Origin of the sequence: Nocardioides jensenii JCM 1364 = NBRC 14755 (assembly GCF_001552535.1) — a bacterium.
Taxonomy (GTDB): Bacteria; Actinomycetota; Actinomycetes; order Propionibacteriales; family Nocardioidaceae; genus Nocardioides; species Nocardioides jensenii.
The window spans coordinates 1-24,311 of record NZ_BCRJ01000014.1 but is presented as its reverse complement, the minus strand read 5'-3'; the positions used below and the strand labels follow the sequence as shown (position 1 = coordinate 24,311).

Here is a 24,311-nt window from a genome sequence, read left to right as displayed (position 1 = left end):
CACCCACACGCATTGAAACGGCGCGACACAGTTCCGGAACGGGGAGGCACCCATGGCAATCGGCGTGAAGGACATCGCCACCGCGGCCGGCGTCTCGCTCGGCACTGTCTCCAATGTGCTCAACCATCCCGACCGGGTGAGCCCGCGCACCCGGGCGCGGGTCGAGAAGGTGATGGGCGAACTCGGCTTCGTGCCCAACGAGAGCGCCCGGCAGTTGCGAGCCGGCCGCTCACGCACGCTGGCCTACGTCGTCCTCGACGCGACCAACCCGTTCTTCACCGACGTCGCCCGCGGCGTCGAGGAGACCCTGGCGGCGCGCGACCTCTCGCTCTACATGTGCAACAGCGACAACCGCGCCGACCGCGAGGCCAACTACCTCAACCGACTCGAGGAGCAGCGGGTCGCCGGAATCCTGCTCACCCCGGTCGACCCGGAGGCGCCGGCGCTCGACAAGATCTCCGGCCGCGGCACCCCCATCGTCATCGTCGACCGCACCAGGATCGGTGACACCCACTGCTCCGTCGCCGTCGACGACGTCCTCGGTGGGCGCCTCGCCCTCGAGCACCTCCTCGACCGCGGTCACGAACGCATCGCCTTCATCGGCGGGCCGCCATCCATCGGGCAGGTGCGTGACCGCCATGCGGGCGCACTCGCCGCACTCTCCGACGCCGGGCTCGACGAGAGCAATCTCGTGCGGATCGACACGTCCGCGCTCAGCGTCGGCGAGGGCCGTCAGGCCGCCCAGCGCCTGGCCGGTATCCCCGGAGCGCGCCGGCCGACCGCGGCCTTCTGTGCCAACGACCTGCTGGCCCTGGGCCTGCTGCAGCACTGCGTGTCGACCGGCGTCTCGGTCCCCGACGACCTCGCCATCGTCGGCTTCGACGACATCGAGTACGCCGGCGCGGCGGCCGTGCCGCTCACCTCCGTGCGTCAGCCCCGACTCCGCCTCGGACGCACCGCGGCCGAGCTGCTCCTCGACGAGGTCGAGAATCCTGACCACAAGCACCAGCAGATCACCTTCACACCGGAGCTGGTGGCCCGGGCCTCCACCGAGACCCGGGCGAACTAGCCCTGGCTCAGGGCAGCGGGGTGACCCAGGTCCGCAACGGACGGGTGGGTCGGACAGGGACGGAACCCACCCGGTTCAGCTCACCGGCCGGCTCCAGACATCGGCGATCGAGGGGTCGTAGTAGCTCGGGTCGTCCTGGTTCTCGAACGTCACCCGAGCCGTTCCGTCGGCAAGGGCTGCTGGGACGACGAACTCGTAGGTCTCCGTGCCCGCGCCACCGGCGTGGGCGAAGGTGCGCAGGAGCACCTCGGTGCCGTCGACGTACACCTTGTAGCGCTTGGTCTGTGCCCGGTCGTAGGTCTCCACCACCCGCAGCACAAATGAATCGCCGGGCACCACGGCCAGGTCGAACTGGAACTGCGAGAACGGAGTCAGGTGACCGGCATACCTGCGGGTCAGCCCCGCCTCGGTGCTGGTCCCCGACGACGCCGACGCGGTGAGCGCGTGGGCCTGCTCGGCGGCCGCGACACCGAGGTCGAGGTGGTCGTACCCCTCGGCGGTTCCGGGACTCGGGTCGATGGCGACCCGGACGGTTCCGGTGCCTGACGCGAGCACCTCGTCGTCACTCCTGAAGCGGGCCACCAGCGCCAGGTCCTCGATGGCCTGCCGGGTGTCACGCGGCACGCGGACGTCGACGGACACGCTGCGGGTGGCACCCGCCGGGACGTCCAGCACCGCGCTCGGTTCCGGCGCCGTCCAACCCGTCGGCACCTCGATCGCGACCCGCCCGCTGGCCGGTGCGCGGCCGACGTTGCGCACCGTCGCGGTGACCGAGACCGTGGTGCCCGGTCGGGCCGGGCTCGGCGCCACGGTCACCGTGTCGACCACGACCGGCGAGGCGACCTCGAGATCGAAGCCTGTCTTCACAGCGAGTTGCGCGGCCTCGAACTCGTACGTCGCGGTGGCCTCGCCGCTGGTAGTGCCCGGCTTCTGCCGTTGCGGGACGGTGACGGTGAACCGGCCGTGCGCGGTCGCGCCACCGGCGAGCTTGTTGGTCAACCGGATGCCGGCCGGCGCCGTGGCCCAACCTTGGCTGAGACCACCGAGGGAGGCCCGGACGTTGCTCACCTTCCCGCTTCCGCCGTTGCTCACCTCGACCGTCAGCGGGGCCTCTTCCCCGGGACGCAGCACCTCGTCGTCGGTGGTTGCGGTCACTGTCAGGTCGAGGTAGTCGGCCACCGCGGTGTCCAGCGCACTGCGGACGGCCGCGATGGCCGCGACGAGGCTGGCCGCGTCGTCGGTGTCGAGGTCGAGCCGGGCCGCGATCTCCTGGGCCGACTCGATGTCGAGGTGAGCCGAGGCCAGCGCCTTGGCCGCACCGACGACGTCGCTGTCAAGCAGCTCGTCCATGCCGTCGACGGTGTCGGCCCGTGCCGTCGACGTGAGGGCGAGAAGACGCGAAGCCTGGCCCCCGTTGATGCTTCCGTCCTCACGCAGTCCGGTGACCACCTCGTCGGCCGCGTCCATCGCGTCCATCGCCGTGCCAGCAAGACCTCGTCGCTCGTCGGAGACGAACTGGTAGTGCCCGGACCCGACCGTGATCACCACGGTGCCGTCGGCGTAGGTCGCGTCGTGGACGCCGTCCGCGGCCGCAGCGGGCAGCCCACCCTCGGTGACGGCCCACGCGTTGGCACCGGGCACCGTGACGGTGGCGGTGGACCCGACCGGCACGTCCACGTCCAGTCGGAGGGAGCGGCCGGTGCGCCGCCAGTCGCTGGTGACCGGGCCGTACGGAGTCTGCGTCGTCGCCTTGGCCCACGTCATCTGCTTCGTCACCGCGGGGGCGATGCCCAGGTCGCGGTAGCCGGTGGTCTCGGAGGCCTTGATCCCGGCGACATAGTGGTAGAACCAGTCGTCCACGGTGCCCAGGAAGTAGTGCCCACGGGACCGGGCCTCGAGGGACCAGTGCTCCCACATGGACGTGGCGCCGTGCTCGATCATGTAGCCCCAGCTGGGATACGCCGTCTGCCCGGCGAGCCGGAAGGCCACGTCCTCGTAGCCGTGGTCGGAGAGCACCGGCAGGAGGTACTTGGTGCCGAGCACGCCGGTGTTGAGCGTGTAGTTGCGCGCCTTCACGTCCGTCACGATGCTGGCCGCCACGCGCCTCTCGGTGCCCTCGTCGGGGGCCAGGTCGAAGGCCAGCGCCAGCACGTTGTGGGTCTGCCGGTAGCCACGGTCGCCGTTGCCGCGGTAGTGGCCTGCCTGCCGGTCGAGGAAGGTCTCGTTGAACGTGGTCTTGACGGTGGCGGCGTGGTCGGCGAACGCGGCAGCATCTGCGTCCTTGCCCAGGTGACGAGCGGTCCGCTCCATCGCGGTGGTCATCGCATAGAGGTAGGCGGTGCCCGAGACCCGCACGTCCTCCGGCGCATTGCCGCCGGCAGGACTGGCCTCCGGGCTGACCCAGTCGCCGAGCCGCGGGTTGGTCACCAGGCCGTTCGCCGATTGGGAGAACTCGAGGTCGACGTACTTCTTCATGCCGTCGTAGTACTCAGTGAGCACCCGGTCATCACCGCCGTACTGGTAGAGCCACCACGGGATGAACACGTACGCCGAGTGCCAGGGGGGCGCCACGCCCCATTCGCCCCAGGTGCTCGAGCTCGGGGCGATCACCATCGGGCGACCGTCGGTGGAGCGGGTCTCGTTCACGTCGCGCATCCACTTGGCGAACAGCTCGTGGACGTCCAGGTTCATCATGAACATCTCGGCACCGACCGCGGCGTCGCCGGTCCAGCCGTTCTTCTCGAACATGGGGGTGTCGGTCGGGATGCCGTGGATGTTGTTCTTCAGCGTGTCCACCACGGCCCGGTGGGTGCGGTTCATGATGTCGTCGGAGCTCTCGAAGGAACCGGTCTCCTCCGCGTCGGTGTGCACTGCCTTGGCCGTGAACGCGTCCAGCGTCGGCGGCTCGTCACCCGGCCAACCGGTCACCTCGATGTACTGGAAGCCCTTGTAGGAGAAGCGCGCCTCCCAGGTCTCCGACGCACCGGTGCCGGCGAGGATGAACCTGTCGGTCTGGAATCCGCTCTGGAAACCACCGTTGTTGGAGAAGTCGACCCGCCCGTTGGCCAGCAGCTTCTCGCCGTACTGGGCGCGGACGGTCGTGCCGGCCGGTCCCTCGACGCCCAGCTCGACCCAGCCGGCCAGCATCCGGGGGAACTTCACGACGAAGACGTCGTCTGCGGGTTCGGTGATCTCGACGGCCGGCAGCGACTCGGTGACCCGGATCGGCTGCTGGCGCTGGTTGACCAGGACGCCGGCCGGCCCCTCGACCTCGCTGGCCGCACTCCAGTCCGCGTCGTCGAAGCCGACGGTGTCGTAGCCGTCCTGGACCAGACGGGCGTCGAACAGCTCGCCGCCGTAGAGGTCGTCGAAGACAGTCGGCCCGTCGTCGATGGCCCACGAGTCGTCGGTGACCACCTGCTCGACGTGGCCGTCGGCGTACTCGATGTGAAGCACGGCGCGGAGCACCGGCTCGTCGTGCCACGGCGCACGCTCCCACCACCAGACGTTGCCGCCGGTCATGCCGTAGAAACCGCGACCGAGCTGCGCACCGATCGCGTTGCCACCCTGCGCGAGCTGGTCGGTGACATCGGTGGCGACGTACTGCACGGTGTCGTCGTAGTCGGTGAACCCGGGCGACAGCACGTCCTTGCTCACGGGTGCCCCGTTGAGCGACATGTCGGCGTAGCCGCCAGCGGCCACGAACAAGGTGGCATCACGGACGTCCCCGTCGACCTGGAACTCGCGGCGCAACAAGGGCGCCGGGTTCACCTCGGTCTTCGGCGCGCGGACGCCCGAGCCCCAGGGCCCGCTGCCGTAGTCGGCCTGCTTGGCCGCGTTGCCCCACCCGGAGTCGTCGAAGGCAGGGTCCTCGAAGCCGGTCGGGACCGTCTTGCTCGCCTTCCAGTCGGTGCCGGTGGTGAAGACCGAGGTGGTGCCGTCGGTGTAGGTCACCCGCACCTTCGCGACCAACCCTGCGGGCGACCCGGCGCCGTTGTTCGTGCTGACCGCGAAGACGTTGCTGCCGGGGTCGAGCTGCACGGTGTAGAGGTGCGACTGCTGCCACTCGTTCTCGGCACCGTGGCTCTCGCCGATGAAGTCACCGTTGACCCAGAGGCGGAACAGGTCGTCGGCGGTGATCAGGATCTCCGCGCTCTGGGCGGTCCTGCCCTCCGGCGGGGTACGGGTCGTGCGGAAGGCGCGAGGCTCGGCGGGAGCGACCGGGCTGGTCGCCTCGGGCGTCCAGATCCACGACGCACCGGCCAGAGTGAGGTCGTCGGAGGTGTCGATCCGTTCGTTGCCGATCCATTGGCTGTCGGCCCAGTCCGACTCGTCGTAGAAGCCGGTGCGCAGGTGAGTCGCCGCGGACGCGGTCCCGACATTGGTCGTCACCTCGACGCTCCAGACGTAGTCGGTCGCCGAGGCCATGCGCGGGCCGTCGTACTCCACCCCCGCGGAGCGATCCGAGGAGACCTGGCCGCTGTCCCAGCTGAGCTCCCCGGCGTCGAGCTCGGCCTGGGAGGTGGCGACGCGGAGCCGATAGCTCTCCTGACGTACGTCGCGCGCGTCGGACTCGATGATCCAGCTGAACCGTGGGCGCTCGACGTCGATCCCGACGGGTGACGACTTCTTCTCCACCTCGAGACCGGTCAGGGCGACCGCGGACCCCGCCTGCGAGGTGGCCACGGCCGAGGCGGTGGGTGCCGTGACAGCGACCGCGCCGACCATGGCGAGTTGGAACACCAGGGCCAGAGCGGTCAACAGGGCCGCCGTCCCCCGCTGGTGTGACAGGGCGTTCGGGTCCGTTGCTGCCACGGCTCCTCCAGGTGGTTATAACGTTTCAGCGATACAACCATGCCCCAGGTGACCTGCGCCACACCGGTGGCCGGATCCGGCCACCGGTCAACGCCGAGCGATCGACGCCCAGGTGAAAGGGCGCGGTCACCCCCGGTCAGACCAGGCGTCGCCGCGCCGCCCAGACCACGGCTTCGACTGTGGTCGTCACACCAAGGCGGTCGCAGATGAGCCTGATCCGTCGGCGGACCGTGCGTTCTGAGAGGCCGAGCCGGCGGGCGACGGCTTCCGCAGGCAGACCGCTGGCCAGCAATGCCAGCAAGGCGACATCGTCGTTGCTCAGCTCGTCTGACATTGCCCGCATCCCGGATTCCCTAAAACGTTTCAGTCCTGCGGAACGTATGAGGTCGAGCGGGCTGTGTCAACAGTCACACGGGCAGTTCGGGGTGGGCACTAGGGTCGGGACATGACTGGGGAGAACCAGCCCGCCCGCCGCAGGGTCACGCTGACCGACATCAGTTCCCGTGCCTGGGAACATCCCGCGGACCAGGGTGCGCTGGTCGCGTTGCGCAAGCTCAAGGGCTTCGACTTCGTGCTGCGCAAGATGACCGGGATGCTCAACGAACGCGCGTTCCGGTTGCGCTACCTGGGCTCCGCGATCCGGGTCGACGAACGACAGTTCCCCGACATCCACCGGCTCTACACCGAGGCAGCGGCCGTGCTCGACGTCCGCGAGCTGCCCGAGCTGTACGTCGTGAACTCTCCGCTGTGGAACGCCGTCACGATCGGCATCGACAAGCCCTTCGTCGTGCTGAACTCGGCTCTGGTCAACTCCCTCGACGAGGAGGAGCTGCGCTTCACGCTGGGCCACGAGCTCGGTCACGCCGCCAGCGGTCACGCCCTCTATCGCACGCTGCTGCTGTGGCTGATGCAGATCAGCGGCGCACTCAGCTGGGTGCCGCTCGGCAACCTCGGCCTGCGCGCCATCGTCGCCGCTCTGAGCGAGTGGCAGCGCAAGTCGGAGCTGTCCGCCGACCGCGCTGGCCTGCTCGCCACCCAGGACCCCTCCGCCGCCCTGCGGGTGAACATGAAGTCGGCCAGCGGTGGCAACCTCGCCCAGCTCGACAGCACCGCATTCCTGGCCCAGGGCAGCGAGTACGAAGCGGCCGGCGACCTGCGTGACAGCGTGCTCAAGCTGATGCTCCTCGAGGCCAGCACCCACCCGTTCCCGGTCGTGCGCGCTCACGAGTTGCGACGTTGGATCGACAGCGGCGACTACGTGCGCATCGTCGGCGGCGACTACCCCCGGCGTCAGGACGACGACGAGGCATCCCTCTCCGACGCCGCCCGGGAGGCCGCGGCCTCCTACGGCGAGACCTTCCGCACGTCGCAGGACCCTCTGGCCAAGCTGCTGCGCGACGTCGGTGACGGCATCGGCACCGCGAAGGACTGGATCAGCAACCGCATTCCCCGATCACGGCGGGACGACGAGTGAGCGAAGTCCCAGGTTCGGCGCTCCTTCGAGAGCCGGCCAACCGAGTCTCACCACGGGCGGTGCTGATGTGGCGCGTCATCGCCGTCGCCGAGCTGCTCGCCGCGGTCGTCGTACTCCTCGTCGTGGCGCTGCTCGTCCCGTCCCACCCGTGGTGGATGTGGGCGGCGTACGCCGTGCTGCTGGTGCCGCTCGCCGTCGCAGCCGCCGTCGTGCCGACCGTCCGCAACCGGGTCCATCGGTGGGAGGTCACCCCCGGGGCGGTCTACACCCGCTCCGGGTGGATCACGACGCGACAACGCATCGCGCCGCTGTCGCGCGTGCAGACCGTCGACAGCCGTCGTGGCGCGGTGATGCGCCTCTTCGGCCTCACCACCGTGACGGTGACCACCGCGTCGGCGGCAGGCGCGATCACCATTGACGGGCTCGACGACGAGGTGGCCCGCCGGGTGGTCGCCGAGCTCACCGAGATCACTGCTGCCAGCGAGGGCGACGCCACGTGAGTGACCTCCCCGGCGCTCCGGTCGAGGCCGACTGGCAGCGGCTTGACCGCCGGTCGATGCTCGTCGGCCCGCTCAAGACCCTGCGCCAGTTCCTGGTGCCGATGCTGGCCGGACTGATCGGGCTGGGCACCCAGCAACCGCAGTGGCTGCTGTTCGCCGCCCCCGTCGTCGTGGGCGGCGCGGTCGCGATCGGCGTCCTTCCGTGGGTGACCACCCGCTTCCGAGTCGCCGACGACCATCTCGTGGTGACTCGTGGGCTGATCAATCGGACCCGGCTGACCGCGCCCCTCGAGCGGATCCGAAGCGTCGACCTCGAGGCTCCACTGCTGCATCGTCTGCTCAGCATCGAGAAGGTCGAGATCGGCACCGGCGTCGACGACACGATGATCGAGCTCGATTCCCTTTCGAAGGTCCAGGCCGAAGAGCTGCGCGGATTCCTGCTCACCCGGGCTGCCTCGATGCCTGCCGACGACGCAGCTTCCCCGGCCCCGACAGGTGCCGACCCGGCACCGGGCTCGGCACCCCTGTCGTCGGCCGACCTCGCCCGATTCGAGCGTTCGTGGGTGCGGTTCGCGCCGTTCAGCCTCGGCCGTCTCGTGATCGCGCTCGGCGCCCTGGGAGGACTGAGCCAGTTCGTCGGCGACGTCGACGTCAGCATCGACCAGAGCGACGTCCAACGCATCGAGAGCGCGCTCTTGCTCATCGTGGTGGCGCTGGTGGTTGGCGGTCTCGTCGTGTGGACCCTCCTGTCGATGGCGGCGTACGCCGTCCAGTGGTGGGGGCTGCGGCTCTTCCGCGAGCACGGCAACCTACGCCTGACCCGCGGACTGTTCACCACGTCGTCGACCACGATCGAGGAGGCCCGGGTACGCGGTGTCCGGCTGCGTGAGACCGCGCTCCTGCGCCTGGTCGGCGGTGCCGAGCTGCACACACTTGTCACCGGCCTCGACGAGAGCGTGTATGCCGTCCTGCCCCCGAGTCCGGCGGCAGCGGCCACCCGGGTGGGTGCCGACATCCTCGGTGACGAGGCTCCGCTGATCGCGCGACTGGTCAGGCACGGCGGTCGGGCCCGGCGCCGCTGCCACCTGCGCGGTGTCCGCCTGCTCGCACCGGCGGTCGTGGTGGCGCTGCTCGCGGTCCTCTTTGTCGGATCGACCCCGTGGCTCCCGATCGGTGTCGCCGTCATCGCACTGCTCCTCGGCGGAGCACTGGGAGAAGCCGAGTACCACCATCTCGGGCATGCCGTGACGGATCACCACCTGGTCGCCGGGTCCGGCGTCACCTCGCGGGTCCGCACCGTTCTGGAGCGCGCCGGGATCATCGGCTGGGTGGTGTCGCAGTCCTGGTTCCAGCGCCGCCGCGGGCTGGCCACGCTGATCGCGACCACCGCGGCGGGTGAGGAGCGCGTGACCGTCCGAGACGTCCCTCTCCCCCAGGCGATCGCGTTCGCCGATGCCGCCGTGCCCGGAATGCTCGAGGCCTTCACGGTCAGGCCGGAACACCCCGGTCCGGCGCACTCCGGTCCGGAACCGTCCGGAAGGTGAGCCACAGGCTCAGCGCGGTGTAGTAGACGGGGTAGGCGAGGGAGAGGATCGCCAACCAGGTGTGGGGTTCAGGCACCTGCGCGGTCAGTGCCGCGAACGCAACCAGCCACAGCACCGCCAGCGTCATGTTGAGCGTCCACAGGGTCGCGGTGCGCGAGGGATAGACGTATTTCACCGGCACGAAGACCAGGACCGTGAAGACCAGGAGCAGCACCGCCGTGGTCGTCTGTCCCCATCCGAAGACCACGACATAGAACGCGACGATGTTCCAGTAGCTCGGGAAGCCGAGGAAGAAGTGGTCGTCGGTCTTCGCGTCGCTGCGACAGAACTGGAAGCAGGAGGCCAGCAGCGGCAGGGACGCGGTCACCCCACCCAGCACACCGTCGGGCAGGTAGCCGCACGACCACAGCAGCACCATCGGCGCGAATGCGTAGGTCAGGTAGTCGACGATGTTGTCCAGCAGTGCCCCGTCGAATCCCGGTAGCACCCGCTTCACCTCGAAGTGCCTGGCCAGGAAGCCGTCCGAGCCGTCGATCACCATCGCCGCCAGGAAGAGCCACAGCACCGTGCGTACGTCGCCGTCGTAGGAGAAGTGCACCATCAGCAGGCCGAGCACCACCCCCAGTGAGGTGTAGATGTGCACCGACGCAGCGGCGAGCCGGGCACTGCGGGTGGTCTCCATGCTCACGAACGATAGGGGCACCACGTCTACCGGCGTGGGATCCCGCGTAGATTCGCCCGCATGCGCATCGCCACCTGGAACGTCAACTCGATCCGCAGCCGCATCGACCGGGTCGAGGCATTCCTGCAGCGCCACGAGATCGACGTGCTCGCCCTGCAGGAGACCAAGGCCCGCGAGGACCAGCTGCCCCTGATGGGCCTGCAGTCGCTGGGCTACGAGGTCGCGGCTGCCGGCTACAACCAGTGGAACGGCGTGGCTCTGATCAGCCGGGTCGGACTCGAGGACGTCCAGGTCGGCTTCGAGGAGATGCCGCAGTTCGGCGATCCGCTGGCCTCCGAGGCGCGTGCCATCGGCGCGGTGTGCGGCGGCGTCCGCGTCTGGTCCCTCTACGTGCCCAACGGCCGCAAGGTCGACGACCCCCACTACGCCTACAAGCTCGACTGGTTGACCCGCCTGCGGGCAGCGGCCGGCGGTGACTGGTTGACCGAGGACACCGCACTGGTCGGCGACTGGAACATCGCCCCGCTCGACGAGGACGTCTTCGACATGGCGCAGTTCAAGAACTCCACGCACGTCACCGTCCCCGAGCGCGAGGCGTTCGGGTCGTTCATCGAAGCCGGGTACGTCGACGTGGTCCGGCCGCACACCCCGGGACCGCAGGTCTACACCTACTGGGACTACTACCGGCAGCGCTTCGAGCGCAACCGCGGGCTCCGCATCGACTTCGTGCTGGGCTCGCCGTCGTTCGCGGCGCGTGTGACCGGCGCGTTCATCGACACCGACGAGCGCGACCCGGCCCAGGGTCAGGGCAGCCCGTCCGACCACGCCCCGGTCATCGTCGACCTCACCTGAGACCTCCGGCGGTCCGGCTCCCCGTGAACCACCTCGTCGTCGCCAGGTGGACGTCGTTCCGGTCCCGCCGGCTCAGTCCATCAGCGCCGGCTGTGGTGAGGGCGCGTCGACCACCGGCACCCGGCGGATCGAGGCCGAGGCCACGGCAGCGACCAGGCACAGCGCCCCGGTGATGACGAACGCCGGCGCATAGGTTCCCTGCACGTCACGGATGAATCCGGCGCCGGTCGCGGCGACCGCGGCACCGAGTTGGTGGGAGGCGAAGATCCAGCCGAACACGATCGGCCCGTCGGCTCCGAACGCCTCGCGTGCCAGCAGCACCGTGGGCGGCACCGTGGCCACCCAGTCGAGGCCGTAGAACACGATGAACGCCCACGTCGGCGGCTCGACGCTCGGGCCGAGCAGTGAGGGCAGCAGCATCAGTGAGACACCACGCAGCAGGTAGTAGACGACCAGCAGAAGCCGCGGGTCGACCCGGTCGCTGAGCCATCCGGACGCGATGGTGCCGACGACGTCGAAGACACCGATCACCGCCAGCAGCCCGGCGGCCAGGGTCGTGGGCATGCCGTGGTCGTGCGCGGCCGGCACGAAGTGCGTCTGGATCAGCCCGTTGGTCGACATGCCGCAGATCGCGAAGCCCAGGCTCAGCAGCCAGAACGTGCGCGAGCCCAGCGCCGTGATCAGCACCCGGATCGCGCGGCCGGCGCTCGATCCGACACCGGTGTGCCGGTCGGGCCCGGGGTCTTCCTCCGTCGCGCCGTAGGCCGTGACGCCGAGGTCGTGCGGGTGGTCACGCAGCCACAGCCACACGATCGGTACGACGGCCAGTGCAGCCCCTGCGGCCAGGAGCGACGCCGTTCGCCATCCGTGGTTGCCGGCCACCATCGCGATCAGCGGCAGGAAGATCAGCTGGCCGGTGGCCGAGCCTGCGGTCAGGATGCCGGCCACGAGACCGCGTCGCGCGACGAACCAGCGGCTGGTGACGGTGGCGACGAACGCCATCGACATCGACCCTGTGCCGACGCCGACCAGCAGGCCCCACGTGGCGACCAGGTGCCACGGCTGGGTCATGAACACGGTGAGTCCACTGCCGAGGGAGACCAGCAGCAGGGCGAGGATCACCACGCGACGCACGCCGAAGGTGTCCATCAGTGCGGCCGCGAACGGTGAGATCAGGCCGAACAGCACGAGGTTGAGGGAGACCGCGGAGCCGATGGTGGCGTGCGCCCAACCGAACTCGTGGTGCAAGGGGTCGAGCAGGATGCCGGGCACGGAACGGAAGGCGGCAGCACCGACCAGGGTCACGAACGCGACGACCGCAACCGTCCAGGCAGGGTGCAGTCGCGGGGTCTTGGGCGGGCGTTCGGCCAGGGGCTCGGAGTCGATCACCCGATGATTTTCGCGGAGATCAACTCGACGAACGAGTGGCCGAATGGCCAATGTATGAAAGAATCCTGCCATGAGCGTTCCGCACCGCATCGTCGTTCTCGCGCTGCCGCCGGTGATCGGCTACGACCTCGTCATCCCGACCCTGGTCTTCGGCACGGCCAACACCGACGACGCCGCCCCGAGGTACGACGTCACGGTGGCCAGCCTCGACGGGAAGCCCGTCTCCACCTCGTCGGGCTATGACATCGCGCCACACAGCAGCATCGGGGCCATCGCGACCGCCGACACCGTGATCATTCCCGGCACCCAGACCCGGGGGCCGCGCCACGACGGCGTACTGACGCCCGACCTGCGGGCCGCGTTCGACCTGATCCGCCCGGGCACCCGCCTGATGTCGATCTGCACCGGTGCCTTCGTGCTGGCCGCGGCCGGCCTGCTCGACGGGCGCCGAGCGACCACCCACTGGTCGCACGCCGAGTCCTTCCGCTCCCTCTACCCCCACGTCGACCTCGACGAGAACGCACTCTTCGTCGACGACGGCGACGTGCTGACCTCGGCCGGGCTGGCCGCCGGCATGGACCTCTGCCTGCACGTCGTCCGCCACGACCACGGCAGCGACGTGGCCAATCACGTCGCGCGCTACTGCGTCGTGCCGCCGTGGCGCGACGGCGGCCAGGCCCAGTTCATCGAGAAGCCGCTGCCCGAGGCAGTCGACGAGTCGACCGCGGGCGCCCGTGACTGGGCCCTGGCCCACCTCGACCTGCCGATCGCGGTGAGCGAGCTGGCTGCCCAGGCGCGGATGAGCGTGCGTACCTTTGCCCGACGCTTCCGCGCCGAGACCGGCCACTCCCCCGGTGCCTGGCTCACCGCCCAGCGCATCCGCTACGCCCAGCGGCTGCTCGAGACCACCGATCTGCCCGTCGACCTGGTCGCGGCGCGCGCCGGGTTGGGCACCGGCGCCTCGCTGCGCCAACACCTGCGCACCGTGGCCGGGGTGTCGCCGAGCGCCTACCGTCGAACCTTCCGCGGGGCGCTCGGAGCTGCCGGCTGAGCCGGACGGAGGGACGGCGCGGTGGGCGCTGGCCGCCTACCTGTCCGCCACTGTCGGTGGTCTGGTCCATGCTCGAGGGCATGGAGATCTTGATGCTTCTCATCGGCCTCGCGGTCGGGACGCTCCTCGGAGCGCTCGCGATCCTGGCGTGGGCACGCTCGCGAGAGAGCGTCACTGCCGTGGACGCGCGCGAGTCGGTGGCCGCGCTCGAGCGGCGCGTCGCCGACGACACCGTCCTGAAGGACGGGCTCGATCGGCTCGCCGACCAGATGCGCGACCTCGAGCACAACCGGGCTGCCTGGCAGGGACAGCTGCGCCAGCAGGTCGAAGACGTGCGCCTCTCCGCCGAGGGGCTGCGTCGTGAGACCTCGTCCCTCTCCACCGCCCTCCGCAAGCCGCAGGTGCGGGGCCAGTGGGGCGAGATGCAGCTGCGTCGCGCCGTCGAGCTGGCCGGTCTGGTCGACCGGTGCGACTTCACCGAGCAGCACCAGGTGGTCGTCGACGGGGCCGCTCTCAGGCCGGACATGGTGGTCCACCTCGCCGGTGGTCGCGACGTGGTGGTCGACAGCAAGGTCCCGCTCGACGCGTTCCTCACCGCCACCGAGGCTGACGACGACGACATCCGTGAGGCCCACCTGGCGCGCCACGCCCGCCAGGTCCGTGGCCACGTCGACGCACTGTCGTCCAAGCGCTACTGGCAGGCGCTGACCGATGCGCCCGAGTTCGTGGTGCTGTTCCTGCCCGGCGAGTCCTTCCTCTCCTCCGCCCTCGACGGCGATCGAGCGCTCCTGGAGTACGCCGCCACGCGCAACGTCGTGCTCGCCACGCCGACGACGCTCATCGCACTGCTCAAGACCGTCGCCCACGGGTGGACCCAGGAACGGCTGGTCGACCAGACGCGCCAGATCCACGAGCTCGGTCGCGATCTCTACACCCGCCTCGGAGTGATGGGGGGCCATCTCGACAAGGTCGGCCGCTCGCTCAAGTCCTCGGTCGAGGCCTACAACCGTGCCGTCGGGTCCCTGGAGTCTCGCGTGTTCGTGACCGCTCGCCGGTTCGACGAGCTGGGCGTCAGCGGTGAGGCCCTCGAGGCCCCGACCTCGGTCAGTGACTCTCCCCGGCCGCTCACCGCCAGCGAGCTGCTCGACGCCGTCGCCGAGCCTCGCGGCGAGCTCCCCGCAGCGACCCCGACCGGGCCGGAGGTGGGCGACGAACGCCGCACTGGCTAGGGTGACCTTCGTGTCCGAGAACCGACAGCGCCCACCCGGTGCTCGTCGAGCGATCCCCCAGCCGCGTCGGTCCGAGAAGCATGAACCGGCGCGCCGCGCGTCCCGGAAGGCGACTCGGCCCTACCGTGGCCCTGTGGCCCGTGCGCGCACCCTCTGGGAAGAGGGCACCGAACCCGGACGGCTGGTAGCCGCTCTCGGGATCGCCATCGCGCTCACCGCGGTGATCCTCGACCTGGCCATCCACCGCGAGATCACCTGGCTCTTCGACGGTGCGTTCGTGGCTGCCTGCGTGATCATGGCACTGCGGGTGCGACTCGCCGACTCGTTCACCGTGGGGGTCCTGCCACCGCTGATGATGCTCGGCATCTTCTGCCTGCTCGCGTTCGCCTCCCCCGGCGTCATCGCCGATGCCGGCGACGGTGTCGTGCAAGCAGTCGTGGCAGGCCTGGCGCACCACGCCGGCGCCCTCATCACCGGGTATGCCCTCTGCCTGGGCGCCCTCGCGATCCGCCAGCACGTGTTCCGCAAGCGTCGCCGCGAAGCGCCACGCGTCAAGGTGCCGACACCCGGGCCACTCGGAGACCAGCACCCCACGAGCGCGACGCGGTCAACCGCGTCCACCGACCACGGTTCCAGGACGCCCTCGCCGTCGCGGTACGTGTCCGGCTGATCACGAGACCCGGTCAGCACGCCGGGGCTTCCCGGTTGTTGCCAGCGCGGTCGCGAAGACTAACCTGACTCGGGTGAGCAAGCTCCACGGACCGATGAGGCGCATCAACCTGGCCGCCGCCCTGGCATTCGCCCTGGGTTCGCTCGTGGTCCCCGCATGGGCCGCACCCTCCCCTGCCGCCGTGGCTCCGACCTGTCAGGTCGCGAAGGGCGGGGACGCCCCGGCCGAGATCCCCTGGGCACAACAACGACTGGGGTTCGACCGCGTGCACCAGTTCGCGACCGGGCGCGGAGTCACCGTCGCCGTCGTTGACAGCGGTTTGACCCAGCTGCACCCGCAGACGCGCACGATCGCGATCACCAAGCCCTTCAACGTCATGCGGCCACCACTCGGGGGCGCCGACATCCTGGACTGTGAGAAGGAGGGCGGCCACGGCACGGGGGTCGCCTCGGTCATCGCGTCCCCGCAACAGGATGGCTTCGGGTTCATGGGGCTCGCGCCCGATGCCACCATCATGCCGATCAAGTTTCTCGACAGCGCGGCCATGGACTTCGGAGGCGATTCACCGACCCTGGCGCGCGGCATCACCCTCGCAGTCGATGGCGGCGCCGACATCATCAACCTGTCGTTGACGGCGTCGGACACCCCCGAGCTGCGGGCGGCCCTGGAGCACGCACGGCGCAAGGACGTCGTGGTCGTCATCGCGTCCGGCAACCTCGAGGGCGACGGACCGCCGGAGACCTACCCGGCCGAGTATGCGGGCGAGAAGGAGTTCGACAACCTCATCGCCGTCGGCGCGACCGACGCCTTCGACCAGCTGGCGTCGTTCTCGGTCACGGGTGACTACGTCGGGGTGTCCGCCCCGGGCAACGACATCGTCACCCCCACACAGATCGAGGGCTACGCCGCCCGGAAGGGCACGAGCTTCGCGGCCCCGTTCGTGAGTGCCACCGCTGCACTCATCCTCGAGCGCCACCCGGACCTCTCCGCCGCCGAGGTCGTGAATCGCATCAAGGCCACGGCCGATCGGCCGGGGGTGAGTGTGCCCGACGACGGCTATGGCTGGGGCATCGTCAACCCCTATCTGGCGGTCACCGCCGAGCGCGACGACTCGCGGATCCTGCCGAAGGCCCAGTCCGCGCCCCCCGTCCCCGCACCGGACCTCCCGGACCCGCCCGACCACACCCTGCGAGACCGGGCCTACGCAGTCGCCGCGGGCCTGCTGGGCGCGGGTCTGCTCTTCGCCGTCGGCAGCGTCGCATGGCGGCACACGGCCGAACGTCGTCAGGCCGACTCCGGGGCCTCGTCGTCCCGGTGATTGCCTCGTGGACGAGATGATTCAATGATGACGACGAGACACGCGATCCAGGAGCACCCATGAACTTCCCACGTCCGGACCTCTCCAGCCTCAAGTCGTTCCAGGACCTTGCCGGGTCCTTGCGCGCCGAGGGGCTCCCGGAGAACATGCAGGCCCGCATGACGGCCATGAAGGACGCCCAGGACAAGATCAAGGATCTCGAGGGTGTGGCCACGGACGACGACGAGTACATCAAGGCGACCTACAACGCCGCCGACGGCTTCTGCGGCCTGACCCTGGACCCCCGCGCCATGCGGATGCCCTCCGTGGACCTGGCCGCCGAGATCGTGCGGGTCAGCCGCCTGGCCCGTGAGGACTTCGAAGCGCGTCGCCGCGAGACGCTGACCGAGCTCGGCCAGCAACCTCCGACGCTCGACCTCGACGAGGCCCAGGCCAACGTGGCCGAGATCAGTGAGGCCTACGCCCGCGGGATGAGCGACCTCCAGGGGCTCGTGGAGCAGTTCCGCAACAAGTCAGGTCAGTAGGCGAGGTCCGCTCCGGGCCGCGCGGCCCGGCGAGCAGTCGGCCGGTGGGCCGATCAGCGGAACGGGTCGATCGGCTCGGTCACCTCGGCCACCGGGTCCCTTCCGGTGCTGCCCATGAAGATGCCGAGTCCGCGAAGGATCGGGTTGCTGAACGGCGGCTTCATCCCCGCGCCCACCTTGCCGAGGAAGAACTTCGACACGAGCCCGGTGGTGATGGTGGGCACGCTCACCACGGTGGCCTGGGCGAGATCGCCGAGCGCCTCGTCATTGCCGAAGGCGACCTGCAGGCCGACGTCCGCGGCGAGGGCCGCCGTGATGACACCGGCCATCACGTTGAAGGTGGTGTCCATGGTTCCGGCCATCGACATCAGGTTGGCCTCGACCTCGATGGCCCAGATGTTCGCGTCGAACATGAGCACCTCGACGGGACCGAAGTTCCCCACGACGGACGCTGCCGCAGCAATGATGGCGGCAGCCCACAGGCCGAACCCCACACCGATCGCGAAGATGACCAGGCAGGCGATCATCATCGCCACTGCGGCAAGGATGAGGATGGTGCCGATGATGTAGGCCATCGACATGGTCACCATCAGTTGCCGCGACAGGTCCGCGGCCTTCCCGGTGAACTCGTCGAAGTCCGATCCGCTCCAGCCAGTGGCGCCCAACGCGTTGGTGAGATCCATGTTGGCGTTCAGCGAGTCCTGGATCTCCTGGGCCGCGTCGAGCCAGGCCAGGCCCGCGTCGAGCAGCGCCCCCGGATCGCCCATCATCATCACCATCTCGCCGGCGCACGCCCATCCCACAGGGATGATCGTCGAGGCGGCACAGGTGGTCACGAACCCGGCCATGGCCAGTTCGTTGAGCGGATCCATCGGGTTGCTCATGTCACTCTCCCGTTTCCACGGTGCTTGCGTCCTCGGCGGTCTCCCAGGTCTGGGCCGTGGACTCCAGCCGGGTGCGGAACTCGCTGAGGAGGGTGGTCTTGGTGTCCAGGTCGGCGAAGGTGTAGTTCAGCGCTTCGACGTACGCCGCTCCGAGGAGATAGCCCATCCAGGAGAAGTTGGCGAACGCGACATCCTTCGGTGGCCCCTGCAGGATCTGGGTGGCCCGGTTCAGGGGCGCGGCGACCTCGGTCTCGAAGTCACCCGCCTTGCCGCGCAGTAGTTCAGGATGGACTCGCTCCTCGCCACTCATGCCTCGAACCTCTCCAGAGTTGATGGGGTGCAAACCTGTCGGACACAGCTCGCGTCCACCCTGCCAGACTGAGGGGCATGGTCCCACTCCTCCAGTCCGACGAGTTGTTCATCGCCCCCAGGGACAGCGGATTCCTGAGCCAGACGACGCACTGCACCATCCGGTCCGGTGACGGCACCGCGCTGGCCACCGTGGAGGACCGCGCCGGAGGCGGGAGCCAACTCGCTCGTGCCATCGGGAACTCCGGGACGGCCCGCTACGAGTGGGACGTGACCGACCTGGCGGGCAGCCGCCTCCTCGGCATCGTGAAGCCGAAGGAGGCTCTGCGGGGACCGAGCCCCGTCATCGCCCTCGCCGACGGCACCACGCTCGGCCGCGTGGCCCCCACCAGTCGTATGAGAGGCATGCCGCCCCTGGACCTCCTGGGTCCCGACGACTCTCGCATCGGAGAGCTCGTTCCCGCGCTCGGTGAACGGCGCACCCAGCCGATCCTGATGTACCGACTCCTCGACGCCGACCGTGCCCCGGCCGGCGAGATCACTCACCAGACCCGTGGGGACTGGGGATTCCGCGTGTCGTTCACCGACGCTGCCCAGCTCGGGGTGCGGGCCCTGACCATCGGCTGGACCGTGTGCATGATCCAGAAACGCACCACGGTGTCGGCCCCCTGACCGGAATGTCTGGGCCTGGCCGGCCATCCTGTACGGGCATCCGGGTTTGCCGTGATCGGGCCAGGGGTAGTCGGGGTGCAACCAAACAATCCTTCGGAGGATGAACATGGGCGACTTCACCGTCAAACCCGGCAACCTGACCGACGCCGCCACCGAGCTGTCCGGGGAGGTGGCTCCCGCCTATGGCGCGTCGGCCCAGAACCTCCGCACCAACGGCCAGGTCGACATGCCGGGGTTCGGGATCGCGCTCTCGTGGTTGGACGCCATGTATCGCAGCCGGCTGGACTTCATCGCGCTCGACCTCGAGGGTGCGCAGGACATCGTCGGCGACATCGCCACCGCCCTCGAGCAGACCGCGACGCAGTTCAACGCCGCCGAAGACCTCAACATCTCCGGCTTCGGCGGCCCCGGCCACCGGCCGGCCAGCTTCGGCGAGTCGTTCGGCCCGGCCCTCGGAAACGCAGTCGCCGCGCCCGCCGGGCTCGCAGTCACCCTGATCTCCGCGGGAGCCATCTACGGCACCAGCGGGACCCTGGCGGCGTGTGCCGGCCTGTCGCCGGCCTTCATTCCCGCGGCGATCACCGCCACCCTGTTCATCGCGAACATCCCGTCCATCGCCGACGCAGCGAGCGTCTTGAAGGCCGAGGCCGACATGCTCGGCGAACAGGTCAACACCGCCCTCTCGACGGCACTGAGTCACGCCGCCAACGGCTGGGAGGGCGAAGGGGCCCTCGGGTTCACGTCGATGTCCTCCGAGCTCACGGCCCACCTGGCCGCCATGGTCAGCTTCATCGACGCCGTCGGCGACGTGCTCGTCGCGGTGACGATCACGCTGAGCATCCTGTGGGCTGCCCTGGCCGCGTTCGCGGTCGGCTTCCTCGCCTGGCTGATCTCCATGCACCTCGCCAGCGTCGGCCCGCAGGCACCCGCCGTCCAGGCTGTGTTGCACTCGACCAGCGCGGCCCTCAGCAGCACGTGGGTGGTCGGCATGCTCGGTGTGGGTGGCTCGCTCGCTCCGGTGGCCATCGTGCTGGGGATGCTCACCGACCAGATCGCCGCGTTCATCAGCCCGCCCGACACCAACAACAACGGCACGCCCGACATGCAAGAGTTCCACGTCGACGAGAACTTCGACGCCTAAGCATCCCGAAAGCAGGAGAGATGGATCCCGAGAACCAGAAGCTGTTCGAGACCCTCGGTGCCCAGGCACAACAGATCACCACGCGACTCGAGGACATCTCGGGCACCGGCTCGGATGACGACGAGCTGGTCACCGCAACCTGTGGGCCCGGCAACCGGTTGATCAACATCGACTTCGATCCCCGCTCTCGACGGCTCGACACCCACGAACTCAGCGAGAAGGTCATCACGGCCGTGCAACGCGCAGGCGAGGCAACACAAGCCAAGATGATGGAGATCATCGGCGACTTCTCCGGCACGGCCGCAGGTGTGAAGGTGCCGGGCACCGAGGAGATGATGAAGAACATGGAGGAGGCGCGCGCGAAGATGGAAGAGCAGCGAGCCCGTCTGGAGCAGATCACGCAGCAGTTCAAGAAACCCTGATGCCGTTCGAGCTGCGTTGTGAGCGGCGGCTGTGGCGCGCCTTCGCGCGCTTCGGTGCGCGACCCGTCGACCCGATGGATCAGCCGCTCCCCCGGGCCACGAAGGGATGCCTCGTGGCTCTCTTCGTCGTCGTGGTCATTGTCCCGATGCCGGTGGTGGCCCTCGAGCTCTCCCGGGACCCGGACTTCTCCTGGGGACGCGTCGTCGCCTGGTCCGCGGTGGTCGTGATCGCCCTCGTGGCCCTGCTCGTCATGCGCATGCTCGGCACGTCGTGGTGGATGAACGGCGCCGGCGAGCCCGTCCTCGCCTTGCGCGACGGAGTCGTTCGTGGCCGACTCAGCCCCGCCTCGAGAGGTGCGGAGCCCTACCAGGGTTGGGACTTCGAGCTGCCCGTCAAGAACCTGGCCGGCGTGCGCCTCACACCGTCCGGGGTCCTGGTGCTCGAAGTGCCCGAGGAGGTCGCAGACCGACTCCGCGACACTGCGCGCACGTCGGTTCACGCGCAGCACTGGGAACGCACCGTCGACAGCCCGACAGCCTGGCCCGGCAAGATGCTGCGCACAGCAGACCGAACCGAACGGCTGAGCCAGATCGTCGCCGAGCTGAACGGTCAACGATCCTCCGGGCCGGCGACCTGAGCCCGGGTCGCCGGCCCGAGCCGCCCGCCCGCTCAGCTCAGGAAGAGGCGCCGTCTCCGGAGGGTTGCGGCTCCCTGTCCACGACCAGGATCTTCCCGGTCACGGACTCGCGATCCAGGCGTACGACGGCATCCGCCACCGTCTCGGAAGAGACCTGCGCGGGGAAGGCCGTCGGCGCGAGACCGTTGACGCGCACGCCGAACGCCTCGAACTCCTGGGCCATGTAGCGCGTCATGTGATTCAACGCCGCCTTGGACGAGGCATAGACCGCCTGGCCGCCTCCGGGGTAGACACGGTTTCCGGAGAGGCTGGAGACGTTCACGATGTTGCGGTTGCGCTCGCGGTTCTCGTGCGCACGCGAGGTCCAGAACTTCCTGGCGAAGAGCGCACCGAACTGTGCCGGGACACTGACGTTGACCTTGAAGAATCGATCGAAGTCCGCGAAGGCGGCGTCGTTGTCGACCAGGCCAGCGGGGTGGAAGGCAGTCTCTGCGGCGTTGTTCACCACCAGGTCCACGCCGTCGTAGCGCGCCAGCACGAGGTCGACCACCCGGTCGGCCTCACCGGGCTTGGCCAGGTCCGACATGACCACGAACACCCGGTTCGCGTTGGCGGACGAATCATCCACGGCCAGCGGGTCGACATAGCTCTCGAACTGCGACGGGACCCCCGGCACGCGCGTGCGGCAGACCGCCACGATGTCGTAGTCGGCGGCGTACTGCTTGCAGAAGGCGTTGCCGAGCTTTCCCCCGGCACCCGTGATGACACAGACCCGGCGGGCCTCACCAGTAGACAATGCTCTGCTCCCCCCAACGGGCGACGGCGTCTTCCTTGGTCCGGTGCAGCCACCAGACCAGGGAATTGCGTGGTGTGCGATTGGTCTGGAACGCATGCCAGCTGAACGGCGTGCACTCGAACATGACCAGCGAGTTGTTGATCGGTGGTACGACGACCGCGGGCCCCTGGCCGGCACCGCTGAACGTGGTGAACAGGCCAGTCTCACCACCGTCACCCGGCTGCCACTCCGGGTTTCCCAGGTAGTAGAGCAACGCGACGGCGCGAACCGTCTCGCGCGCGGGGGTCTCCGGCTTGACCCGTCCGTGGTAGTAGTTCACCTCGGCCGAGTTCGACAGCTGGACCTCGTCCGGCTTCAGCTCGCGATCGGGATACCACCCGTTCGCCAGGTCATTGTGGGGCCAGCCGCTGGCTCCTCCCGGCTCGTGGTGGTGCAGGCTGGCCGCGACGTCGCCGGTGGCCTGAACCCCCCAGATCTTCGCGAGCATGTCGTGCCACGACCGCGACGCGAAGACGCTCAGGGGGCCGTCGCAGTGGTGCGACAACTCGGTGGCCGATGCGTCGTAGCCCTTCATGTCCCGACGGAACATCTCGGGGTTGGTGCGCTCCAGGTCGCGGAACTGCGCGTCGAGCTCCTGGTAGAACTCGGCCTTGAACACGTTCTGCGCCACGATGTAGGGAAAGGGCCACTCCCGCCGTACCCACTGGCGGTGCGCCAGGAGGTCGGGCAGGTTCCACTCGCGTTCCGTGTCGTTCGCGACCTCGACGCTCGACTCCTTGAACTGGGTCATGAGAGGGGCCCCTTGCTGCCGGTCCGCCTGCGTGCAAGGACCAGGATCCCCAGCACGAGCAGCACGGCCAACACACCGCCGCCCACGAGGAGGCCGGTCATCGAGCCGTCGGAGTCGTCCGAGGACGCGGATCCTGCGTCGTCGCTCTGTTCCCCACCCTGAGGCGGTGCGGTCTCCTCGTCAGGCACTGTCGTCTCTCCTTGGTCGGCGCCGTCGGGCGGTGCCACCTTGTCCAGCTCGTCGTAGATCTCGTTCGGCGCATCGGCCGGGACGGTGTCCTCGATCGCGTGCCGGGGCCGGATCGCGCCGAAGCCCCAGGCCTCGTTGCGTGAGCCCTGGGCAGTCATCCGCTGCTCGGCCGTGTAGAGCACACGGGCGACCAGTTCCCGTGAAGGCATGTCGGGAAACGTGGCCCGGACCAACGCGATCGAACCCGACGCGACCGCGGTCGCGTCACTGGTCCCGTCGAAGAACACGGGCTGGTTCGACCCGGGCGGGAAGGCGATCATGTCCATGCCCGGAGCCGCCAGTCCGGTGTAGGGCTGACGCTCGCTGCCCTCGCCGGCGCCGTCCCAGATGCGCAGATCGGGGCCCTCCGCGGTGTTTCCGAAGTAGCCGTAGGCGCCCACCGCGATCACACCGGCGCAGCTGGCCGGCGTTCGCGGGTTGTCCGAGGACGTGTGGTCGTTGCCCATACCGGCGACCAGGATCATGCCCTTGTCGACGGCCGCGCGGACAGCGGCCTGTTCCTCGTCGCTACAGCTGCCGGAGCCGGCATAGGACATGTTCACGATCTCGGGCGGATCATCCATGGCAGTCAACGTCTGCAGGGCCTTCACGGTGTAGTCACTCTGGTTCACCATGGGCACCTTGATCGGGAGGATCTTGGCTCCGGGGGCCACACCCATCACTCCGGGGCCGGACCCCCGGCCCGCGATCTCGGTGGCGATGGTGGTGCCGTGGTATTCCGTGTCCTCGCCGACGTCGCCGCGACCCGATCCATCTGCACCGGATCCGGGCAACACTGCGCCCTTCAGGTCGCCACCGGGATGCACCCCGGTGTCGATGACCGCCACGACCACGCCCTCGCCCTTGGTGTGGCGCTGCCAGATCTTCTCGACTCCGAGCACGTCGAGCCACCATTGTTCGGACCGGACGTCCGCGGCGCTCGACGGGAGCGCTGGCGTGGCAGGCGCAGGCGCCAGCAGGGCAAAGGACCCGAGAGCAGCGAACAACATTCCGATGGTCGCGCGGCGAGACCGCCGCGCGACCAGAGTGGAAATACGCATGCGCGACACCCTAGGTGAGGTCCGGCGGCACGTCCTCGCCGCCCCAGATGTCCTCGTCCTCCGAGAGCCAGGTGGAGCGCTCCTGCTCGTTGTCCTCGCCCTGGCCGCCACGGCCCATCATCGGAGCCATGGCAGGTCCCGCGCCTCCCGGCGCTGCGCCGGCAGGTCCCAGACCTGCGGCGGGCCCCAGTCCTGCGGGTCCCCCGGCCGGAGCCAGCCCACTCGCCCCGGCTGGGGCAGGAGCGGGGGCCGG

23 protein-coding genes are annotated in these 24,311 nt (G+C 69.3%); 14 read left to right on the top strand and 9 right to left on the bottom strand.

Annotated elements, in window-relative coordinates:
* The first annotated feature begins 52 nt into the window (after positions 1-52).
* On the top strand, positions 53-1,069 hold the full coding sequence (locus NJ4_RS06090) for a LacI family DNA-binding transcriptional regulator (protein ID WP_067431720.1): 1,017 nt from the start codon (positions 53-55) through the stop codon (positions 1,067-1,069).
* A gap of 75 nt (positions 1,070-1,144) precedes the next feature.
* Here the strand turns inward: NJ4_RS06090 and NJ4_RS06085 are convergent, their stop codons facing one another.
* The gene (locus tag NJ4_RS06085) at positions 1,145-5,884 is read right to left on the bottom strand and encodes a family 78 glycoside hydrolase catalytic domain (RefSeq protein WP_067431718.1); all 4,740 of its coding nucleotides are present in this window, start codon (positions 5,882-5,884) and stop codon (positions 1,145-1,147) included.
* Positions 5,885-6,020: 136 nt separating this feature from the next.
* Positions 6,021-6,218: a LuxR C-terminal-related transcriptional regulator gene (locus NJ4_RS06080; protein ID WP_157550813.1), complete on the bottom strand. Its 198-nt coding sequence runs from the start codon at positions 6,216-6,218 to the stop codon at positions 6,021-6,023.
* A 111-nt stretch (positions 6,219-6,329) separates the two neighbouring features.
* On the opposite strand from NJ4_RS06080, the gene NJ4_RS06075 reads away from it, so the two are divergent.
* The 3 genes from NJ4_RS06075 (at position 6,330) to NJ4_RS06065 (ending at position 9,402) form a co-directional block, all read left to right on the top strand.
* Positions 6,330-7,358 (top strand): M48 family metallopeptidase, encoded by a 1,029-nt coding sequence (locus NJ4_RS06075; RefSeq protein WP_067431715.1) that lies wholly within the window; start codon positions 6,330-6,332, stop codon positions 7,356-7,358.
* 65 nt (positions 7,359-7,423) lie between these two features.
* Positions 7,424-7,858 carry a PH domain-containing protein gene (locus NJ4_RS06070; protein WP_082748230.1) on the top strand — a complete coding sequence of 145 codons (435 nt, stop codon included), beginning with the start codon at positions 7,424-7,426 and terminating at the stop codon, positions 7,856-7,858.
* A complete protein-coding gene (locus NJ4_RS06065; RefSeq protein ID WP_067431709.1) occupies positions 7,855-9,402 on the top strand; it encodes a PH domain-containing protein in 1,548 nt (515 codons plus the stop codon). Before NJ4_RS06070 ends, NJ4_RS06065 begins: the two co-directional genes overlap by 4 nt.
* On the opposite strand, the gene NJ4_RS06060 is transcribed toward NJ4_RS06065, so the two are convergent.
* Positions 9,347-10,084, bottom strand: a complete 738-nt coding sequence (locus NJ4_RS06060; protein ID WP_067431707.1) for a CDP-alcohol phosphatidyltransferase family protein — start codon at positions 10,082-10,084, stop codon at positions 9,347-9,349. The genes NJ4_RS06065 and NJ4_RS06060 overlap by 56 nt on opposite strands.
* A gap of 60 nt (positions 10,085-10,144) precedes the next feature.
* On the opposite strand from NJ4_RS06060, the gene NJ4_RS06055 reads away from it, so the two are divergent.
* The gene (locus NJ4_RS06055; RefSeq protein ID WP_067431705.1) at positions 10,145-10,936 is read left to right on the top strand and encodes an exodeoxyribonuclease III; all 792 of its coding nucleotides are present in this window, start codon (positions 10,145-10,147) and stop codon (positions 10,934-10,936) included.
* Positions 10,937-11,008: 72 nt separating this feature from the next.
* On the opposite strand, the gene NJ4_RS06050 is transcribed toward NJ4_RS06055, so the two are convergent.
* A complete protein-coding gene (locus NJ4_RS06050) occupies positions 11,009-12,325 on the bottom strand; it encodes an MFS transporter (RefSeq protein WP_245644481.1) in 1,317 nt (438 codons plus the stop codon).
* Positions 12,326-12,395: 70 nt separating this feature from the next.
* Here NJ4_RS06050 and NJ4_RS06045 point away from each other — a divergent pair, with 70 nt between their 5' ends.
* From NJ4_RS06045 to NJ4_RS06025, 5 genes are all read left to right on the top strand, one after another.
* Positions 12,396-13,376: a GlxA family transcriptional regulator gene (locus NJ4_RS06045; RefSeq protein ID WP_067431703.1), complete on the top strand. Its 981-nt coding sequence runs from the start codon at positions 12,396-12,398 to the stop codon at positions 13,374-13,376.
* A gap of 80 nt (positions 13,377-13,456) precedes the next feature.
* Entirely contained in the window at positions 13,457-14,605 is a 1,149-nt protein-coding gene (locus tag NJ4_RS06040) for a DNA recombination protein RmuC (protein ID WP_082748229.1), read from the top strand.
* Between the two features lie 133 nt (positions 14,606-14,738).
* Entirely contained in the window at positions 14,739-15,275 is a 537-nt protein-coding gene (locus NJ4_RS06035) for a DUF6542 domain-containing protein (RefSeq protein ID WP_174524587.1), read from the top strand.
* 73 nt (positions 15,276-15,348) lie between these two features.
* Positions 15,349-16,593, top strand: coding sequence for a S8 family serine peptidase (locus tag NJ4_RS06030; RefSeq protein WP_067431701.1), 1,245 nt, complete (start codon positions 15,349-15,351; stop codon positions 16,591-16,593).
* A gap of 59 nt (positions 16,594-16,652) precedes the next feature.
* On the top strand, positions 16,653-17,117 hold the full coding sequence (locus NJ4_RS06025) for a YbaB/EbfC family nucleoid-associated protein (protein ID WP_067431699.1): 465 nt from the start codon (positions 16,653-16,655) through the stop codon (positions 17,115-17,117).
* 53 nt (positions 17,118-17,170) lie between these two features.
* Here the strand turns inward: NJ4_RS06025 and NJ4_RS06020 are convergent, their stop codons facing one another.
* Together NJ4_RS06020 and NJ4_RS06015 are read right to left on the bottom strand one after the other, a co-directional pair.
* Complete coding sequence (locus NJ4_RS06020) at positions 17,171-18,001, bottom strand: hypothetical protein (RefSeq protein WP_067431696.1); 831 nt, start codon at positions 17,999-18,001, stop codon at positions 17,171-17,173.
* 1 nt (position 18,002) lies between these two features.
* Positions 18,003-18,311 (bottom strand): hypothetical protein, encoded by a 309-nt coding sequence (locus tag NJ4_RS06015; protein WP_067431693.1) that lies wholly within the window; start codon positions 18,309-18,311, stop codon positions 18,003-18,005.
* A 77-nt stretch (positions 18,312-18,388) separates the two neighbouring features.
* Between NJ4_RS06015 and NJ4_RS06010 the strand changes: the two genes are divergently transcribed.
* The 4 genes from NJ4_RS06010 (at position 18,389) to NJ4_RS05995 (ending at position 21,183) form a co-directional block, all read left to right on the top strand.
* Entirely contained in the window at positions 18,389-18,982 is a 594-nt protein-coding gene (locus tag NJ4_RS06010) for a hypothetical protein (RefSeq protein ID WP_067431691.1), read from the top strand.
* 106 nt (positions 18,983-19,088) lie between these two features.
* A complete protein-coding gene (locus NJ4_RS06005) occupies positions 19,089-20,123 on the top strand; it encodes a hypothetical protein (RefSeq protein ID WP_067431688.1) in 1,035 nt (344 codons plus the stop codon).
* Between the two features lie 20 nt (positions 20,124-20,143).
* Positions 20,144-20,545, top strand: coding sequence for a YbaB/EbfC family nucleoid-associated protein (locus tag NJ4_RS06000; RefSeq protein ID WP_067431685.1), 402 nt, complete (start codon positions 20,144-20,146; stop codon positions 20,543-20,545).
* Positions 20,545-21,183 carry a hypothetical protein gene (locus tag NJ4_RS05995; protein ID WP_067431683.1) on the top strand — a complete coding sequence of 213 codons (639 nt, stop codon included), beginning with the start codon at positions 20,545-20,547 and terminating at the stop codon, positions 21,181-21,183. The genes NJ4_RS06000 and NJ4_RS05995 overlap by 1 nt, the downstream gene beginning before the upstream one ends.
* Positions 21,184-21,220: 37 nt before the next feature.
* Here the strand turns inward: NJ4_RS05995 and NJ4_RS05990 are convergent, their stop codons facing one another.
* Genes NJ4_RS05990 through NJ4_RS05980 form a run of 3 tightly spaced genes read right to left on the bottom strand, consistent with a single transcriptional unit; the run spans position 21,221 to position 24,058 of the window.
* On the bottom strand, positions 21,221-21,979 hold the full coding sequence (locus tag NJ4_RS05990; protein ID WP_067431681.1) for an SDR family NAD(P)-dependent oxidoreductase: 759 nt from the start codon (positions 21,977-21,979) through the stop codon (positions 21,221-21,223).
* Entirely contained in the window at positions 21,966-22,769 is an 804-nt protein-coding gene (locus tag NJ4_RS05985; RefSeq protein ID WP_067431680.1) for a 2OG-Fe(II) oxygenase, read from the bottom strand. The genes NJ4_RS05990 and NJ4_RS05985 overlap by 14 nt, the downstream gene beginning before the upstream one ends.
* A complete protein-coding gene (locus NJ4_RS05980) occupies positions 22,766-24,058 on the bottom strand; it encodes a S8 family serine peptidase (protein WP_082748224.1) in 1,293 nt (430 codons plus the stop codon). The genes NJ4_RS05985 and NJ4_RS05980 overlap by 4 nt, the downstream gene beginning before the upstream one ends.
* Positions 24,059-24,311 lie beyond the last annotated feature (253 nt).